The sequence below is a fragment of the Lacticaseibacillus salsurae genome, from assembly GCF_045862175.1.
Taxonomy (GTDB): Bacteria; Bacillota; Bacilli; order Lactobacillales; family Lactobacillaceae; genus Lacticaseibacillus; species Lacticaseibacillus salsurae.
Genome location: NZ_BAAFZI010000001.1, coordinates 215,867 through 232,930, shown reverse-complemented (window position 1 = coordinate 232,930; position 17,064 = coordinate 215,867). Strand labels below are relative to the sequence as shown.

Below are 17,064 nucleotides of genomic sequence, written 5' to 3'. Positions count from 1 at the left end.
ATCATGGCGAGTATCGAACAACCATATTTAGATCTTTGCCGTCAGATCTTAGCTGAAGGCGATTTTAAAGGTGATCGCACCGGAACTGGGACTTATAGTCATTTTGGCGCTCAGTTGCGCTTTGATTTGAGTCTGGGGTTTCCTTTGTTGACCACCAAAAAAGTGCCTTTTGGCTTGATCAAAAGCGAACTTTTATGGTTTTTACATGGGGACACCAACATTCAATATCTGCTGAAGCATCGCAACCATATTTGGGATGAATGGGCCTTTGAACGGTATGTGAAGTCTGCTGAATATACTGGCCCGGACATGACCAACTTTGGCCAACGTCGGCTTTCAGATCCTGAATTTGCAAAAGTTTGTCATGAACAAATGACCAAATTTGATCAACAGATCCTTGATTCTGATGACTTTGCCGCTAAGTTTGGCGATTTAGGCAATGTGTATGGCAGTCAGTGGCGCGCTTGGAAAACGTCTCAAGGTGACACCATTGATCAACTAGGCCATGTGATCGAACAGATCAAAACCAATCCCAATTCTCGGCGCTTGATCGTGTCGGCTTGGAACCCAGAAGACGTGCCGAACATGGCGCTGCCACCTTGCCACACCTTGTATCAGTTTTACGTCAATGATGGGAAGTTGTCATTGCAGTTGTATCAACGCTCTGCTGATATGTTTTTAGGCGTGCCGTTTAACATTGCGTCATATGCGCTGTTGACACATTTGATCGCCCAAGTTTGTGGGTTGCAGGTGGGGACGTTCATTCATACCTTCGGAGATGCACATATTTATACCAATCATGTGGATCAAGTGCATGAACAACTCAGCCGCACCCCAAAACCGGCGCCGAAACTTTGGGTCAATCCGCAGATCAACGATGTGTTTGATTTTGATATGGCTGACATCAAAGTATTAGATTATGACCCGTATCCGGCCATTAAAGCGCCGGTAGCGGTATAAGGAGCAGCCAAATGATCGCATTTTTATGGGCGCAAGACGCGCAAGGGACTATTGGCAAAAATGGCACCTTGCCATGGCATTTACCGGATGACTTAAAGTATTTCAAACAGCAAACCTTAGGCACGTTAACGGTGATGGGGCGCAAAACTTATTTGGCCTTACCTAAAAAGCCGCTACCTGGACGCACCAATGTGGTGTTGTCGACTGACCCGAGTTGCCAAGCACCAGGGGCGATCGTGGTGCATTCGGCTCAAGAGTTACAAGTGCTCCATGCCAAACATCCTGAGCAAGCGTTGGTGATCACCGGCGGCGCAGGTGTGTTTGAAAGTTTGAAAGCATGGCCAGACACGTTGTTGGTGACGCGCCTAGCAGGGAAGTTTGATGGCGACGTGACCATGGTCGATTTGCCTTGGGCAGATTATCAGCTGGTGGCTTCGCGCACCGTCGAAAATCCTGATCCAGCGTTAACGCATGTGTTTGAGCGCTGGGAGAAACGTTGATCAAGCAGTCGCGACCCGTTGAGGTGGCGACTTTTTGATTGGCGCAACAAAAAAAGCTCAGCTTGAAAGCTGAGCCGAAGATTATGATCAAACGAATAAGTAGATCGACGCGTACATGCATGCAGAACCTACCATCACAAACAAATGCCAGATCACATGGATGTAAGGGATCTGTTTTTGCGAATACAACACTGCCCCTAAGGTATAAGCGATGCCGCCTGCAACCAACAGCCAAAAGCCGATCGGGCCCAGTCCTGCCCAAAGCGGGCGGATCCCGATCAAGCACAACCACCCTAAGATCACATAAATGCTGGTTTCCAGAAATTTCCACTTGCCAATGAAAAAGCATTTATACAAGATCCCCGCTAAACACAACGCCCAGATCCCTGCCAGCAAGCCGATCCCTAAGCCACCGCCGATGGTGACCAAGCAATAAGGCAAGTACGATCCGGCAATTAAGATGAATACCCCAGAGTGATCTAACACTTGTAGCACATGGCGCGCTTTGGTGAAATAAAAACTATGAAAAGCCGTTGATGCCGAGTAAAGCAAAATCAAAGCGACCCCAAAGCCGATGAATGTGGCCAAGCGTAGCGGTGAATCGCCAGCGCGAAAAGCCAACGCGATGGTGCCGATGATCGACATGCCTAACGCGGTGGCATGGGTCGTGGCACTTAACGTTTCGTTGGTGAAGCGGTAATTGGAATTTTGCTTGGTCATTATCATAGGGGGCCTCCATATCTGGTATTGAAAACTAGTTGTCATTTACGAGTTCATTGTAACATGGTAGAATGGGGTATGCAATGATAACTGGTTTTCAATACTAGATGACAACTACTGACAATCACGCCGCTGTTTGTTATACTAAACGGTGTGAATTAACCTATAAGAAAGTGTGGCCGCGACATGGCAAAGATTAAACTCGTTACTGATTCTTCGATCCAACTGACCCCGGAGGAAGTGGCGCGATACGATATCCGCGTGGTCCCGTTGACCATCATGATCGACTCCACCGTTTATATCGATGGCGAAACCATTACCCGCTCTGAATTTATGGACAAAATGGCGGCATCCCAAGCCTTACCAAAAACATCGCAACCGGCTCCAGGGACATTTTTGGATGTCTTCAACGAATTGACCGCAGACGGCAGCCAAGTGCTATGTGTCAACATGTTGCAAGCAATCTCTGGCACTGTTAATTCTGCGCGCCAAGCCGCCGAAATGGCTGATGGCGATGTCACCGTGGTCGATTGTGACTTCACTGATCGTGCGCAAGCCTTTCAAGTGCTTGAAGCCGCTAAAGCCATCGAACAAGGCGCTGATATGGATGCCGTATTAGCGCGGATGACGGAGATCCGCGAGCACACCATTTTACAAATGGGGGTGTCGACGCTGGACAACTTGGTCAAAGGCGGCCGCTTGTCGCGTACGGCTGGGGCCATCGGGAGTTTCTTAAATATCAAAGTCATCTTACAAGTCGCTGACGGTGAATTAAAAGTGATGCAAAAAGGCCGTGGGGTCAAAACCTTGCACCGCTTTGTTGACAGCTTCATTGAGAAGTTACAAGGCTTAGACAATCTTAAAGAAGTCGGCATCAGCTTTGCTGGTGGTGAAGCATACGCCCAAGAAATCGGCAACAAGATCAAAGCCGTTTTGCCAAACTTGCCAGTGCTGGTGCGGCCGACTGATCCGGTGATCGCCACGCATACTGGTGACGGGGCTTTTGCCATCATGTGCTACACCGATTAAAACACTGCTGGCAGGAGGCTGACTCCTGCCATTTTTTAGTTGACTTAAAGCAAGGGCAAAGAGGTGAACACCATCAAACATTTCTGGCAAGATCTGGCTGTAGTGGTTGTCGTGTCGCTGTTAGCGTTTGGCGGCTGGCAACTGTTTGGCCCAAAAGTTGAAGCCACGCATTTGGCTGGGGTGACCACCCAAGTCAAACCACTGAAAGTCGTCGGCGTTGGGGATTCCTTGACTCATGGGGTCGGGGATGCCACCAATGCTGGCGGGTACGTGGCGTTGATCAAACGTGATCTGGAGCAAAGCGGTGATTACGCCGTGTCTACGCAAAACTTTGGCGTGACGGGTAACACTGCGCCTCAAGTCCAACACCGACTCGATCACCAACCAAAGTTGCAAAAAGCGCTTAAACAAGCCGATGTGATCACCTTAACCGTCGGCGGTAACGACTTAATGGCGGTACTTCAAAAACACTTTTTTGATATGACCACAAAAGATGTGGCCACAGGCAATGCCCAATTTCAACAGCGCTTGTTGAAGCTGTTGACCACCATGCGTCAAGCCAATCCCCAAGCGCCGATTTATGTGTTTGGGATCTACAATCCGTTTTATGTTTATTTTCCTCACTTAACGGCGATGACCACCAGCGTGCAAAACTGGAATGCCGGAACCAAAAAAACCTTGCGCAAAGTCGATCACGCTTATTTTGTCGATATCGATTCAGTTTTGTCCAAAGGCAATACGAGCAGTGCATCGACCAGCACAAAAAAGGCGCTGAAAGCTGCCGTTGCTGGCGACAGCGATGCCAATCCGCTGATCTTCACGCAAGATCATTTCCATCCCAACAATGCCGGGTATGCGCAAATGACCAAGCAGTTGTGGCATGAAATGACCAAAACCAAGAGTCAATGGGAGCAATGATATGACGCGACAAAAACAAACCAAACCAAAAAAAGCCATCAATGGCTGGCGCTTTGCGACATTGATCTTGTTAGGGTTGTTATTAGGCACTGGGATCTGGTTTACCACCAAGATCTTAACGCCTTACAACGATCCGATCACGCAAAGTGCCAACTCCGACGACAGGCAAGCCGCTTTTTCGGTGCAACTGACCAAACGGCAAGTCAATCACATTGTGGACTATTATTTAAACGATTATTTAAAAGATTCCAAAATCAAGTACACCGTGACCGTTGGCGATTCGGCAGTACTAGGCGGGCACTTCAAGTTCTTTGGCGCGACCATTAAGTTTGGCTTGCAGTTTGACCCGTTAGTGCGCGCTAACGGCGACGTCGAACTTAAAGCCACTAAACTCAATATCGGCAGCTTACCGGTGCCGATTTCATATGTGTTAAATTATGTTGGCCACAGCTATAAATTGCCGAGCTGGGTCAAACTTAATAGCTCACAAGAAACCGTTGTGTTAAAATTGAGCAAATTCAAACTGCAAAATGGCATGCAGATCAAAGCCACGAAAATCGACTTACCTAATGACGATATCGACTTTTCGGTTTACTTGCCAAACAGTTCAACAAAGGAATGAGCGATCATGAAAGAAACTGCAATTTTTGCTGGTGGGTGTTTTTGGTGCATGGTGCAACCTTTTGAGACCCAACCTGGGATCTTGAATGTGGTATCCGGCTACACCGGCGGCCATGTTGCCAACCCCACTTATGAACAAGTCAAAAGCCACACCACTGGCCATACGGAAGCGGTTGCCATTACGTTTGATCCTGAGATCATCAGTTATGCGCAACTGGTTGAGATCTATTGGCAACAAACTGATCCCACTGACGCCATGGGCCAATTCCAAGACCGCGGTGATAACTACCGCCCAGTGATCTATGTGGCCAATGCCAAGCAACGTGAAATCGCTGAAGCGTCTAAAGCCGCCCTTGAAGCTAGCGGCCGGTTTGACCAACCGATCGTCACTCAAATCGAGGATGCCTCAACGTTTTATCCCGCCGAAGCAGAACATCAAGAATTCTATCAACATAACCCGCGGCGTTATGCGCAAGAACATGCGCAACGCCAAGCATTCATTGACAAGAACTGGCAGTAAGTTGAAAGGAAGTCGGGCATGCGTCAAACCTTTTATCAATATTTGATGACCTTGCGCAATCCCAATGATCACGGCGAAATTGCCGGTTTTGCGCAAAACGCATTTTTGGACCACAGTTTTCCCAAGCAAGCAACAGATTTTGACGCGCTTAGCGAATACTTGGAACTTAATGGCAACTATTTGCAAAGCATGAGCGTGTTTGACGATGTCTGGCGCGAATATTTAGCGTCTGAACAGATCGGAGGATAATTGTGGCAAAAAAACATTTACAAGTCCCAGCATGGCTGTTAGCCGTTGGGATGAGTGTCACCTTAGTCGGTGGCGGTTTGATCGGCTATTATGCCCATGGGTTAAGAGATTCAGCAGTTGGCGCATCCAGTGCGAACTTACCGGCTGGCTTTAATAAAGTGTTGAGTACTTATGCCACCATTGAAAACAGCTACTACAAATCCACTGATAGCAAGAAATTAGCCAATGGCGCGATCAAAGGCATGGTCAATTCCTTAGGGGATCAATTCTCCACGTATTTGACCAATGATTCCAAGTCCAGCTTGGATTCAACGCTTTCCGCATCGTTTGGTGGCATTGGCGCCACCGTGCAACAAGGTAACAACAAATTGACGATCCAAGGCGTGATGGCCAACACCCCAGCCAAAAAAGCCGGCATCAAAACTGGCGATGTGCTGACGGCAGTCAACGGCAAAAATGTCGCCCAAGATGACGTCAACGCCGCTGTGGCCAAGATCCGCGGCAAGATTGGCACCACGGTCAAAGTCACGGTCAAACGTGATGGCAAAGCCATGACTTTTTCCATGAAGCGCGCCAAGATCACCACCGACACTGTGGTGGGGGCGCTGTCAAAAACCAACAAAACCGTTGGCGTGATCACCATGGACACCTTCTCAGATCCGACGGCCAAGCAGTTTGAAACCACCGTCAAGAAGTTGCGCAAACAAGGGGCAAAGTCGTTTGTCTTAGATCTGCGCGGCAACCCTGGTGGTGAATTGACCCAAGCCTTAAAGATCGCTTCCATGTGCTTGAAAAATGGGCAAACGATCGTCAAGGTCCAAGATCGTTCTGGCGCTGTGCAAACTTACAAAGCCTCCAAGAAATATGATAAAGGCTTCAAAGTCACCGAACCGATGGCCATTTTGATCGATGGCAACTCGGCTTCTGCTTCTGAGATCTTGTCTGCGGCGTTAAACGAAAACAACAAAACCCCATTAGTCGGCGAACAAAGTTATGGCAAAGGCACCGTACAAAACGTAGCCGCTATGTCGTCAAGTGCTGAATTGAAGTTGACCGTCGCCAAATGGCTGACGCCAAATGGCACTTGGATCAACAAAAAAGGCCTGACGCCGACCATCAAAGTGAAATACCCAGACTATATGAATATCACGGCATTTTCTGTGACTTCCATGAAAGTCGGGGATGAATCCGGCGATGTGAAGTCCTTGCAAGAGTTGTTAAAAGCCTTAGGCAATGACCCAGGCACTGAAAATGGCTACTACGGTCCGTCAACGCAAGCCGCTGTCAAAGCCTTCCAAGCTGCCAATGGGTTGCCAGCAAATGGCACTGCCGACACAGCGACGCTGCAAACGCTGGTAGCCAAGCTTTCTTCAAAGTATGCCAATGACAATCCGCAACTGAATGCGGCTATCAAGGCATTAAGTAAATAAATATCGAAAAGTCAGGCTGAGGTCTGGCTTTTTTGGTGGGCGCTAAAAAGCGTTGGACTTTGGCAAGTCGCCCAGCGGCAACGAGATAGTTAGCCGGCTAACTATCTCCTCAGCCAAACGCCTGTCGGCTCACAGCCAACAAGGGGATTTGTGTTACACTGAAGGTATTGAAAAAGTGAGGTCAGGTTGATGTCGGATCGGAAAATGCCAAGTGTCATGTGGAGTCGTGGCAAAGCTATCGTCGCCGCTCATAAAGTGGAGATCATTGCCATTGATCCGGATTTAAAAGTGATTGAAGCGCGTGTTTATGGCACGCATGCTTATGATGTGATCGTAGGCATCCGAGCCAGCCAAGACAGCTGTAGTTGCCCGTTTTTCCCAGCCCATGGGTATTGCAAACACGTGGCTGCTGTGGAATTGTATTTCAAAGCCCAAGGGCAAACCATTGAAGCGGCGTTGGCTGCCAATACCGATTTGCCGCAACATGGCAATGCCTCTCAAGGCGCGCGGTTCGTCGCGGGGTTGGATCTGCCGGAGCATCAATATTTTCACGGCTTGACGTCAGTGACGAAAGACCAGTTGTTGCTTGAAGCCACCGTCGAGATCCACCCTTATGTGGCGGCAGATTGGTCTAAAAAAGATCGTCTTTTCATCAAATTACGCCTGGCCAATGCCAGTGACGGGCGCTTTTTTGCCGTGCGCGATATGCAAGAATTCTTGGCGGCTTATCATGACCATGACCGCTTGGCTTTAGCTGGGCACAAGCATGTGTTCACGTTGTCACCACAAGTTTTTGGTGAAGCTGAGCGCCAATTGATCGCGATTTTAAGCAATACCCAACCAGTCGAGCAAGTGCGCTTAAGCGGTGCCGCTTCGGTGTATCGGCGCTTGGCAATTTTAAATCCTGGCGACTTTTCTCGCGTGGTGCAACCTTTGAAGCAAATGGCGCATGTGGTGTTTATCAATCTGGCGGATCAAACGCCTTATGACCATGTGAATGTCATCCCGTTTGCAGCCAAACAAAGACTGTTTGATGGCACTGTGACCAAGCTTGACACGGGCTATCAATTTGATTTCCATGAAGATTTTGATGCGGTGGTGACCAGCGACGAGTTGATGATCCGCGGCGGCGACTTTTATCAAGCCACCACTGGGCAATTTGACTTGATCCAACGGGTCTTAGATGAGTTTTTTGTTGAGCGTGGGGACTTGCGTTTGACTTTTGGTTTTGATGAACGCGAAAGTTTGCGCCAATTGGTGGCTTATTTGAAACCCATCGCTGCCATTGACATGCCAGACTTGATCGCAGCGCCGACGATGACCCCGCAATTTGACTTGGGCAAACACAAGCAAAGTTTGCAACTGGATCTACGGTTTGATTACGGCGATCAGGTCTTAAGTGCCTCAGAGGTGGTCAAACGCGATGCCGCCCGGCGAAATCTGGCGCAAGAACGCCAAGCCCAAGCGTATTTGGAAGCGTTGGGGTTTGTGGTCGATGATCATGGCTGGCACAAAGATTTTCGCGATCCTGATGTGTTGTATCGCTTTTTTGTGCAAGAGTTGCCGAATCTGCGTGAAAATGGGCATGTGACGTTAGACCCAGAGTTAGCCGCGTTATGGCAAGATAGCCAAACCTTGACGCCAAAAGTGGCCGTGAAAGCTGCCAATGGGTTATTGGCGATCAATTTCTCAATGAATGGGGTATCCACCAGTCAAGTGGATGCGATGTTGGCGCAACTGGATATCGATCGCCCTTATTTGCAGCGCAGCGATGGGGCGCTGGTGCCGATTGATGAGCAATTGCGCCGGGTCTCAAAAGCATTGACCAAGTTGCGCGATCACGCCAAATTTACCAACGGCCAGCTGCAAGTGCCCGCTTCACAAGCGCTGGCAGTGCGCGCAACCTTAGGCGAAGATGTCCAATTTGATGCGGCGTTTGAACAAATCGCCAATGATCTGGCGCATCTAGAACAATTTGAGGTAGTCGGTCAACGCCCAGTGCAAGCGCAAATGCGCCCATATCAACAACGCGGCGTACAGTGGCTAGAAATGTTGAATAGTCATGGCTTTGGTGGGATCTTAGCCGATGAAATGGGTCTCGGCAAAACCTTACAAATGATCAGCTTTTTGAATAATCACCAAGATGCCACCCATACCAGTTTGGTGGTGGCACCTGCGTCATTGCTGTATAACTGGAAAGCTGAATTTGAAAAGTTTACCCCAGCGCTTCATGTTGTCGTCGTTGATGGCACCAAAACTGAGCGAAAAGCTGCGATCAGTGACAGCGCTGATGTGTGGATCACCAGCTACAACAGTGTGCGCAATGATATTGCCGAATATCTGGACGCGTCGTTAGGTTATTTGGTGTTGGATGAAGCCCAATTCGTCAAAAATGGGGCGTCAAAAACCAACCAAGCCTTGCGCAAGTTACACCCGATCAACACTTTTGCATTATCTGGGACGCCGATCGAAAATCGCACTGATGAAATTTGGGCGATTTTTGCCTTGGTCATGCCTGGACTGCTACCAGGTTTAAAGGCATTCAAGCAACTGGCGCCAGAAACAGTTGCAACGCGCGTGGCACCGTTTATTTTGCGTCGTGACAAACAAAGCGTGTTGCCAGATCTGCCGCCGCGCGTGGAATCTAATCTCACCAATGAAATGACCAAAGCACAAAAAGCCGTTTACCTAGCGCAGTTGCAACAGATGCAAGTGCAAGTCCGCGGGCTAGATCAAAAGAGCTTGGTGAAAAACAAATTGGCGATCTTAGCTGGTTTAACGCGCTTGCGGCAGTTATGCGATACCCCAGCGTTATATTTGCCTGACTACCAAGGCGGCTCAGGTAAATTAGAGCAGCTAAAAGATCTGTTGGCAGAAGCCGTGGGCAATGGGCGCCATGTATTGGTCTTTTCTCAGTTTACCGGCATGCTTGATCAAATCGCAGCGGCGTTAGATGACGCGCAGTTAGGCTACTTCACGCTACGCGGCAGCACCCCGCCACAAAAGCGTTTAGGCATGGTGGATCGCTTCAATGCCGGTGAGTTGCCGATTTTCTTGATCTCATTAAAAGCCGGCGGTACTGGGTTGAATTTGACTGGGGCAGATCTGGTGATCTTAGTGGATCTGTGGTGGAACCCAGCGGTGGAAGACCAAGCCATCGCGCGGGCGCATCGTATCGGGCAAGCGCATGAAGTCGATGTGTATCGCTTGATCACCAAAGGCACCATTGAAGAACAGATCGCCAAATTACAAGAAAAAAAGCGTGACTTGGTCGATGTCGTCATGGATGGGGCGCTAAATAAAGCCAGCTTAAGCGATGATGACATCCGCTTGATTTTAGGTATCGACCCGCAAGCCTAGCAAAAACGTGCGTCATTTGGCGTTTTCTTGTATAATGAGCATGGTTAAATCTGCGAATATTCGCACAATTTGGTATCGGGGGGATAAATTTATATGTTGAATCAATGGGTGTTGCACCGGCTTTATGGTGTTGGTCAAATCATTAAAGCGGAAGGTGACTTGGTGACAGTCCACTTTTCGGAATGGGAAAAGATTTTTGCGTTGACCCAAGCGATCCCGCAAGGCACCTTGAAGCTGTTAAATCCTAAAGTCGAAGCGGCATTCATGGCCCAATTATCCAAAGCCCGCAAGCCTGCTACCAAACCAAAAGTCCGCAAGCCTGCTACTAAGCCCAAATCCCGCAAGTCTGCTGCCAAACCAAAAGTTGCCAGCGCGCAAGGCTCATTTGGCTTAACAGTCGATGCGACGTATTCCAATGCCGAAATCAATCAGCACTTCAATGGTCAAACCACTGGCCGGATCCGCCGCGCCAAACAGGCCTTGGTATTGATCGCAGCGGCTGATGACGCTCAAAATGCTGATGGCCAGTTCATGTTTTCTGGCGTCGGCCGATTTGGTGATCAAAGTTTGACCAAAGCCCCTAACAAAACCTTGGCCCAAGCCAAAGACTTGGCGTTGCATGTTTTTGCCCCAGCGCCACACCGGGCTTATCGCTATTTAGGCCAAGCTCAACTTTCCGCCGCGCCGATCGCTGTGACGCAAGCGGATCGTGATGGGGTCGAGCGGCAAGTTTGGCAGTTCCCATTACAATTAAATTAAGCCTCTGGATCCTCGTCAATTGTGGCGAGGATTTTTTTGACGCTTGTGCCAGTCTGTGGAATTTCTTGAAGTTTCGTTTAAACGTTGAAACCGGTTGCCACTTCCACAATAATGGGCAAGTGAAGCGTTTCATTTCGCAGTACCACAAGCTTTTTTGCGAAATGTTGCACGTATTTGAAGCGCCGATGGCGATACAATCAAGTCAGCATCGACGCTTAGTGGGGTGAAACCAATGAAAAAATATCTTGGACTTTTATTGCTGATGGTGGGGTTGTTTAGCTTGAGTCGACCACAGTCGGTTGCTGCAAGCACGACAACGGAATCTGTCAACTTTCAAGTGAACAAAGTAGGCACCAATACGCCGTCGTTGGCCAATAGCTTTTTTGCCCACACGGCAACGGTGACGCGTGTTGATGGCCAAGCCAAAACCGTGACGTTACACTTGCAAAAATATGCCAGCTTGATCAAAAGCTTTGCTGTTGGCACGCAGCCAGCAACGATCACCAACGCCACCAACAATACCGCGGACTTGACGTTCAACATTGACGCGCAGTTTAAAACGCCAGTGGTGACAGCGGCGATGTCTGTGATGAACATGCAACAAAAAGCGGATCTGGTGTTTGCAAAAGCCTTGTATCAGCCGCAGTCGTCAGCAAATACGCAAACCGTGAAATTTCAAGTGAACAAAGCCGGCACCAAGACGCCATCGATCGCCAACAGCTTTTTTGCCAAAGAGGCAACCGTGGCATTGATCGCCGGTCGGCCGGCAACGGTCACGTTACATTTGCAAAAGTATGCCAGCTTGATCAAAAGCTTTGCCATCGGCGCGCAACAAGCGAAAATCACCAATGCCACCAACAACACCGCGGATTTGACCTTCAACATCGACCCGCAGTTTCAAACGTCAGTGGTAACGGCGGCAATGTCTGTGATGAACATGCAACAAAAAGCGGATCTGGTGTTTGCAAAAGCCTTGTACCAGCCGTTGACAACCACGCCTGAGACCAAACCCACCCAGCCAAAAACGCCAGCCAAGCCGGCAACTGCGATCGTTACACCGCACGTGGTGGTAGCCCCTCAAGCTAAATCTGCTGGTGAAGTGTCAGCCAAGTTGTATCAAGCGCGCGATGGGCACCTCACCACCACGCCGTCAGCGGCCCAACAATTTATCGCTTCTTCGGCAACAGTCGTGCGCCACGCGACTGACAGTACCGTGACGTTGCACACCAGCGGCGCTGAATATATCAAAAGCATGTGCGTTGGCGGCCAGCTGGTGGCGATCACCAAGCGCCATGGGGCCACTGCAGATCTGGTGATGACGTTACCTAACGCCAAATTGCATGATGCGTTGCCAGTTACCTTCGTATTGTCGGTGCCAGGTGCCAGTCAAATGACGCAAACGGCATTCTTGTTGCTTGGCGTGACGCCACAACAAGCCCATGTGGATGCCAGTGCCACCAAACCACAGCAAGCGGCGACGCGTCGCCCCACTGCGTTTGCGCAAACGCCATTGGCTCATGCCATCGACGCCACCAAAGCGCAACAAAATGTGGCTTACACGGTTTTAGATGCGAGTGGCGAGGCCCAATCAACTGCGGATCAGTATTTCACGCATTTGGCTCATATTGTTAAAGATGCCACTGGCTACACTGTCACTTTGACCGTTCGAGTCGCGGCAGGGTTGGTGCAATTCACGCCGCAAAGTGTCAACGGGGCAGGCATTACCCATTTACAGCATCAAGTCCAAGGCGGGCAAGATGTTTGGACGTTTTCGTTTCATGTTACTGACGCGCAAGCTTTAGACCACCTGGTGCCAGCCACGATTTTAATGAGCGTGCCGATGGCCAATATCGTCGATCAAAGTTTCCAGATTCAATTGGCGTTTGCGCGCCAAGCAAAGGCCTTTGGCGCCACTGCTAGGCAATCAGCCACTCAGCCCAAAGCTCAGGCGTTAGCCGCGACCACCATCGTTAAAAAGCCTTCAGCTACCGCCAGCAAAGCTACCAGCGCCACTGCGCAAACAGCGCAAGCGCAAAATCTGGCGCAAGCTTTGCCGCAGTTGAAAAAATATCCGATCGGTTGGGAATTGTTAGGGTTTGTCTTGATCGATGCGTTAATGGTGCTAGCGGCCATGTTGATCCGTCGGCGCAAGCATCAGGAGGTGGCACATGATTAAACATTTACTTACCCAAATCGGGTTACTGATCGCGCTGATCGCCGGGTTGGGGATCTCGCAAGTGGTTTTGGCCAAAGGCGTGGCGTATCAGGCCTTAACTTATGGCACCACCAAAACCTCTTTGGCCGCAAAATATTATGTGCAGCCAGCGCAAGTGGTGGTCAATGGGGATGCGTATTTGGTTACCATGACTATTCATACAGCCAACACTCTTGGCGCTTGGCCAGTCAGTGTTTTAAGTATCAACGGTGTCGGGCCGGCCAATGTCATCAAATCTCACGACGCCAAGGGTTATGATTACCAGTATGCGTTTGAAACCAAGGATCTGACGCAAACCATTAACTCTGATATCGCCATTAATGTGGTCGGGGTATATGCGGCGCAGCACACGTTGAGCTTCAAATTCAACGCGGCGCAGGCACCGACGATACAACCCGCAACACGCAAGCAACCCCCAGCGAAAAAAACCATCAAAGTGACTCGCGCTAACCAAGATCAAGTGGCGACAGTCAAACGCCTCAATGCCGCCAATCACCGCACGCAAACCAAAGTGCTGATCGGTGGGGGCTTGAGTATGGTAATCGTGGCGTTAGGGTCCGCGTTATGGGTCCGCAGTAAGCGCACGAAAATGAATTGATCAAAAAAACACGCCGATTTGGCGTGTTTTTTAGGCGCGTTTGGCCAACCAGGCTTGATACACCGGTTGAATATCTTGAACCACCGATTGGAACATATTCCCGATCCAAAATTCGGTTTCTGGTTTGGGTTGAGCGAATGTCACCATGGTTTGCGCATTTTCATTGATCGTGGCCCAAATTTGGGTGGCGTTTTCGGGATGCAAATAGGCTTTGGCGATCAAATGCGCGCCACTGGACGCAACAGTTGAAGAAGGCCATACCCGGTTGACCCATAACGGCTCAAATTCTGGGTTCAGCGTTTTGATCGCGTCGACATCTGCTTGCATGCCGCAAGCATACATCACTTCACCTGCCAAAATCGCGGCTAAGCGCGTGTGTTGCAGGTCGAAATCTGCGTGGGCTTTCAACCACTGCCAAGCGGTGATCTGTTGTTGGGCGTTGAGCAAACTTGAGCAATTGATCAACAATGCCAGATCAGAAACTTGTAAGTGTTTGATGCTGCAAAATCCGTTCATCACTGCCTCGGCAGTGGTTTTCTCATCAAAGAAATCAGCGACTTGCGCCCAAGTCATCCCTTGATTGACCAAATGCATCGCCGCTCGTGCCGTCAGTGACCCTTGCACCATCAAATAACGGCCAGCTGGCTGTTTCGGTGCTTGCGCCAACGCCGTTTGTAAGGCGTTGGTGACAGTTTGTGGGGTGACGACTTTGGCTGGGCCAAGTTGTTGATTGAAAGTTTGAAACAGTTGCACTTGCATGTCGCTAAAATAATTCTCGTATAATAACCGCGCGTCTAGCAACAACGTGTTACTTAACGTCAACACGGCACGAAAGCCTAGTTGCGTTTTGCCAGTTTCAAACCGCGATTGCGTGGCGGTGGTCCAATCCAAGGCCACATCTGCCAACTGTAAGTGATAAAGTTGGCGGATCTGCGCGATCGTGGCCCCATCAAAGCGCCATTGATCGGTTTGCAACTGGCGATCCTCAGCCCGTAAAGCGTGATTGTGCCAAGTGGTGCGCCCAGATTGGATCATCGCCCAACAACGCCGCAAGTAGCCAGCAAGATCAGTGCACTCTAGCGCGTCAAGTTGCGCGCATAACCCCGCGATCTGCTTTGCGGCACTGGGGTCTTGGTGCACCACCCAAGCGTCAGCCATGCCAACAAACATCACCAGCGGCGCGGCATGTACGGCTTCAGCTTCGATGGTGCCCATATCTTTATGGGCTTGACGCAAGGTTTGGTAGTGGCAAAGCGCTGGGTACAGTTGGTTGAGCAGTTTCGTTTCGCGGTGAGCCAGCAAATGGATCGCCAAATGCGCCAGATCTGCGGCACCGACGACGGCCTCGCCAATATTTTGGGCATTGAAGCGTTGGCTATAAGCGACCAAACGCTCAGTGATCGTGGCCAATAACTCATGCGACGCGTTGGTCAACCCAGCGGCGATCGCCAAGGTATGCACTGACAAACGCCAACCCGCAAACGGCTGCAAGAAATCACTCATCAGCTGTTCAGCATCAGTGGTCAGTGGGGTGTGGTCAGCATTTTGACGCAAAGTTGAGGTCAAGACCAATTGGGCAAATTGGATCGACGGTTTGTCAGCGTGTTGCCGATGCGCTTGGCGAAAATTGCTGGTCCAATGTGACAAGTTGGCCAGATCTTGGGCGATGAACAAAAAGTAGGCCAAGCGCGCCAAGTTGTCTTGGCGTTGCTCTTGAAAATGTTCCAGATCGTAATAAGTCAGTTGAATGTTGTGTAAGATCTGGCGCATGCTGGCTAAGCTCAAGTCACTTTGATCGCGTTCAAAGCGTGACAAAGAAGCGGCTGAACATCCTGCGTCCACCACGGCGTCATCTAGTGATAAGTGACGATCTTTGCGCACTTGGCGCACAAACGCCCCAATGTTCGTTGGCTTCATTTGCGACCCTCCCAAAATAAGCTTTGACCGCAAGCATTTTACCAAAGCGTTTGCCCTTGTGCAATTGATTTGGACAAAGGCAGTCAGGTTTTCATGCTCCCTGCGGCAATGCTATACTGGCAGTACTGAGAAATTCAAGGAGGTGATCAGTGTGCATGATGATGAGCGGATCGATCAACTACAAGCTGCTGGCGTCAAGATCATTCAATCAAAGGAAGTTTTTGCGTTTTCTTTGGATGCCGTGTTATTGGCTGACTTTGCAGTGATCAAAAAACATTCTCGCGTGGTCGATCTGGCAGCAGGCAATGGGGCCGTGGGGTTATTTGTGGCACCGCGCACTGATAATCAAGTGACCATGATCGAATTGCAACCGCGCTTGGCAGATATGGCCAAGCGTTCTGTGGCGTTGAATCACTTCACCCATGTGGATGTCCATCAACTCGATCTCAAAGACACAACCCAAGTGGTACCAAAAGATTCAGTGGATGTGGTGACTTGCAATCCGCCATATTTCAAGCTGGATCCAGGACATGTGACCAATCCCAATGACCATTTGGCGCTGGCGCGGCATGAATTGACCACTACCTTTGCAATCGTGGCAAAAACCGCCAGTGAACTGTTGAAATACCAAGGCAAAGCCTTTTTCGTGCACCGACCAGATCGCTTGGCAGAGTTGTTGCAAACGTTAAATGCGGCCAAGCTGGCGCCAAAGCGCATTCGCTTTATCCACCCTAAAGCCGATCGGGAAGCCAACATGGTGTTGATCGAAGCCGTCAAAGCCGGTAAGCCTGATGGTATTCGCATTTTGCCTCCGATCGTGGTGTATGATCAAAATGGGCAATATTCACCGCAAGTGGCGGCGGCTTTATATGGAAAAGAGGCCGATCGTGGCTGAGGCGCAATATTTTTTCTACATATTAGAATGTGCTGATGGGACGTTTTACGGCGGGTTCACCAATGACGTCAACGCGCGCGTGGCCACCCATAATGCGGGCCGCGGGGCGAAGTACACCAAATCCCGCCGACCGGTGCGATTGCTGTATTTTGAAGGCTTTACCACCAAGCATGAGGCGCTTTCGGCAGAGTGGCATTTCAAACATCAATCTCGTGCGGCGAAGGAAGCATTTTTGACTGCGCATAAAATTCCATGGTAAGGCTTGTCAAGGGCGCGTACTTGGCGTATGATATTTTGAGTGTGAGAACACACAATCCACATTGCCGCGGATCCAAATCTTGGTGCTCAAAATGAGTCGAGGCGGAAATGATAC

At 49.8% G+C, this 17,064-nt stretch carries 16 protein-coding genes; 14 read left to right on the top strand and 2 right to left on the bottom strand.

Annotated elements, in window-relative coordinates; all coding sequences use genetic code 11:
• Window positions 1-3 precede the first annotated feature (3 nt).
• Window positions 4-960, top strand: coding sequence for a thymidylate synthase (locus ACKTSG_RS01115; RefSeq protein WP_407891104.1), 957 nt, complete (start codon window positions 4-6; stop codon window positions 958-960).
• Between the two features lie 11 nt (window positions 961-971).
• Complete coding sequence (locus ACKTSG_RS01110) at window positions 972-1,460, top strand: dihydrofolate reductase (RefSeq protein WP_407891102.1); 489 nt, start codon at window positions 972-974, stop codon at window positions 1,458-1,460.
• A gap of 87 nt (window positions 1,461-1,547) precedes the next feature.
• On the opposite strand, the gene trhA is transcribed toward ACKTSG_RS01110, so the two are convergent.
• The gene (trhA, locus tag ACKTSG_RS01105) at window positions 1,548-2,183 is read right to left on the bottom strand and encodes a PAQR family membrane homeostasis protein TrhA (protein ID WP_407891167.1); all 636 of its coding nucleotides are present in this window, start codon (window positions 2,181-2,183) and stop codon (window positions 1,548-1,550) included.
• Window positions 2,184-2,366: 183 nt separating this feature from the next.
• On the opposite strand from trhA, the gene ACKTSG_RS01100 reads away from it, so the two are divergent.
• From ACKTSG_RS01100 to ACKTSG_RS01055, 10 genes are all read left to right on the top strand, one after another.
• The gene (locus ACKTSG_RS01100) at window positions 2,367-3,209 is read left to right on the top strand and encodes a DegV family protein (protein ID WP_407891100.1); all 843 of its coding nucleotides are present in this window, start codon (window positions 2,367-2,369) and stop codon (window positions 3,207-3,209) included.
• Window positions 3,210-3,272: 63 nt separating this feature from the next.
• Window positions 3,273-4,127: an SGNH/GDSL hydrolase family protein gene (locus tag ACKTSG_RS01095; RefSeq protein ID WP_407891098.1), complete on the top strand. Its 855-nt coding sequence runs from the start codon at window positions 3,273-3,275 to the stop codon at window positions 4,125-4,127.
• A 1-nt stretch (window position 4,128) separates the two neighbouring features.
• Window positions 4,129-4,749: a YpmS family protein gene (locus ACKTSG_RS01090; RefSeq protein WP_407891096.1), complete on the top strand. Its 621-nt coding sequence runs from the start codon at window positions 4,129-4,131 to the stop codon at window positions 4,747-4,749.
• Window positions 4,750-4,752: 3 nt separating this feature from the next.
• Complete coding sequence (gene msrA / locus ACKTSG_RS01085; protein WP_407891165.1) at window positions 4,753-5,268, top strand: peptide-methionine (S)-S-oxide reductase MsrA; 516 nt, start codon at window positions 4,753-4,755, stop codon at window positions 5,266-5,268.
• Window positions 5,269-5,286: 18 nt separating this feature from the next.
• Complete coding sequence (locus ACKTSG_RS01080) at window positions 5,287-5,517, top strand: YozE family protein (protein WP_407891094.1); 231 nt, start codon at window positions 5,287-5,289, stop codon at window positions 5,515-5,517.
• Window positions 5,518-5,519: 2 nt separating this feature from the next.
• Window positions 5,520-6,947 carry a S41 family peptidase gene (locus ACKTSG_RS01075; RefSeq protein ID WP_491062150.1) on the top strand — a complete coding sequence of 476 codons (1,428 nt, stop codon included), beginning with the start codon at window positions 5,520-5,522 and terminating at the stop codon, window positions 6,945-6,947.
• 189 nt (window positions 6,948-7,136) lie between these two features.
• Window positions 7,137-10,307 (top strand): DEAD/DEAH box helicase, encoded by a 3,171-nt coding sequence (locus ACKTSG_RS01070; RefSeq protein WP_407891092.1) that lies wholly within the window; start codon window positions 7,137-7,139, stop codon window positions 10,305-10,307.
• A gap of 93 nt (window positions 10,308-10,400) precedes the next feature.
• The gene (locus ACKTSG_RS01065; RefSeq protein WP_407891090.1) at window positions 10,401-11,066 is read left to right on the top strand and encodes an SRA domain-containing endonuclease; all 666 of its coding nucleotides are present in this window, start codon (window positions 10,401-10,403) and stop codon (window positions 11,064-11,066) included.
• A gap of 232 nt (window positions 11,067-11,298) precedes the next feature.
• Window positions 11,299-13,242 (top strand): NEAT domain-containing protein, encoded by a 1,944-nt coding sequence (locus ACKTSG_RS01060; RefSeq protein WP_407891088.1) that lies wholly within the window; start codon window positions 11,299-11,301, stop codon window positions 13,240-13,242.
• Window positions 13,235-13,879: an NEAT domain-containing protein gene (locus ACKTSG_RS01055; protein ID WP_407891086.1), complete on the top strand. Its 645-nt coding sequence runs from the start codon at window positions 13,235-13,237 to the stop codon at window positions 13,877-13,879. Before ACKTSG_RS01060 ends, ACKTSG_RS01055 begins: the two co-directional genes overlap by 8 nt.
• A 30-nt stretch (window positions 13,880-13,909) precedes the next feature.
• On the opposite strand, the gene ACKTSG_RS01050 is transcribed toward ACKTSG_RS01055, so the two are convergent.
• Complete coding sequence (locus ACKTSG_RS01050) at window positions 13,910-15,796, bottom strand: helix-turn-helix domain-containing protein (protein ID WP_407891084.1); 1,887 nt, start codon at window positions 15,794-15,796, stop codon at window positions 13,910-13,912.
• 145 nt (window positions 15,797-15,941) lie between these two features.
• Here ACKTSG_RS01050 and ACKTSG_RS01045 point away from each other — a divergent pair, with 145 nt between their 5' ends.
• Together ACKTSG_RS01045 and ACKTSG_RS01040 are read left to right on the top strand one after the other, a co-directional pair.
• Window positions 15,942-16,691, top strand: coding sequence for a tRNA1(Val) (adenine(37)-N6)-methyltransferase (locus ACKTSG_RS01045; protein WP_407891161.1), 750 nt, complete (start codon window positions 15,942-15,944; stop codon window positions 16,689-16,691).
• Window positions 16,666-16,950, top strand: coding sequence for a GIY-YIG nuclease family protein (locus ACKTSG_RS01040; RefSeq protein WP_407891082.1), 285 nt, complete (start codon window positions 16,666-16,668; stop codon window positions 16,948-16,950). The genes ACKTSG_RS01045 and ACKTSG_RS01040 overlap by 26 nt, the downstream gene beginning before the upstream one ends.
• Window positions 16,951-17,064 lie beyond the last annotated feature (114 nt).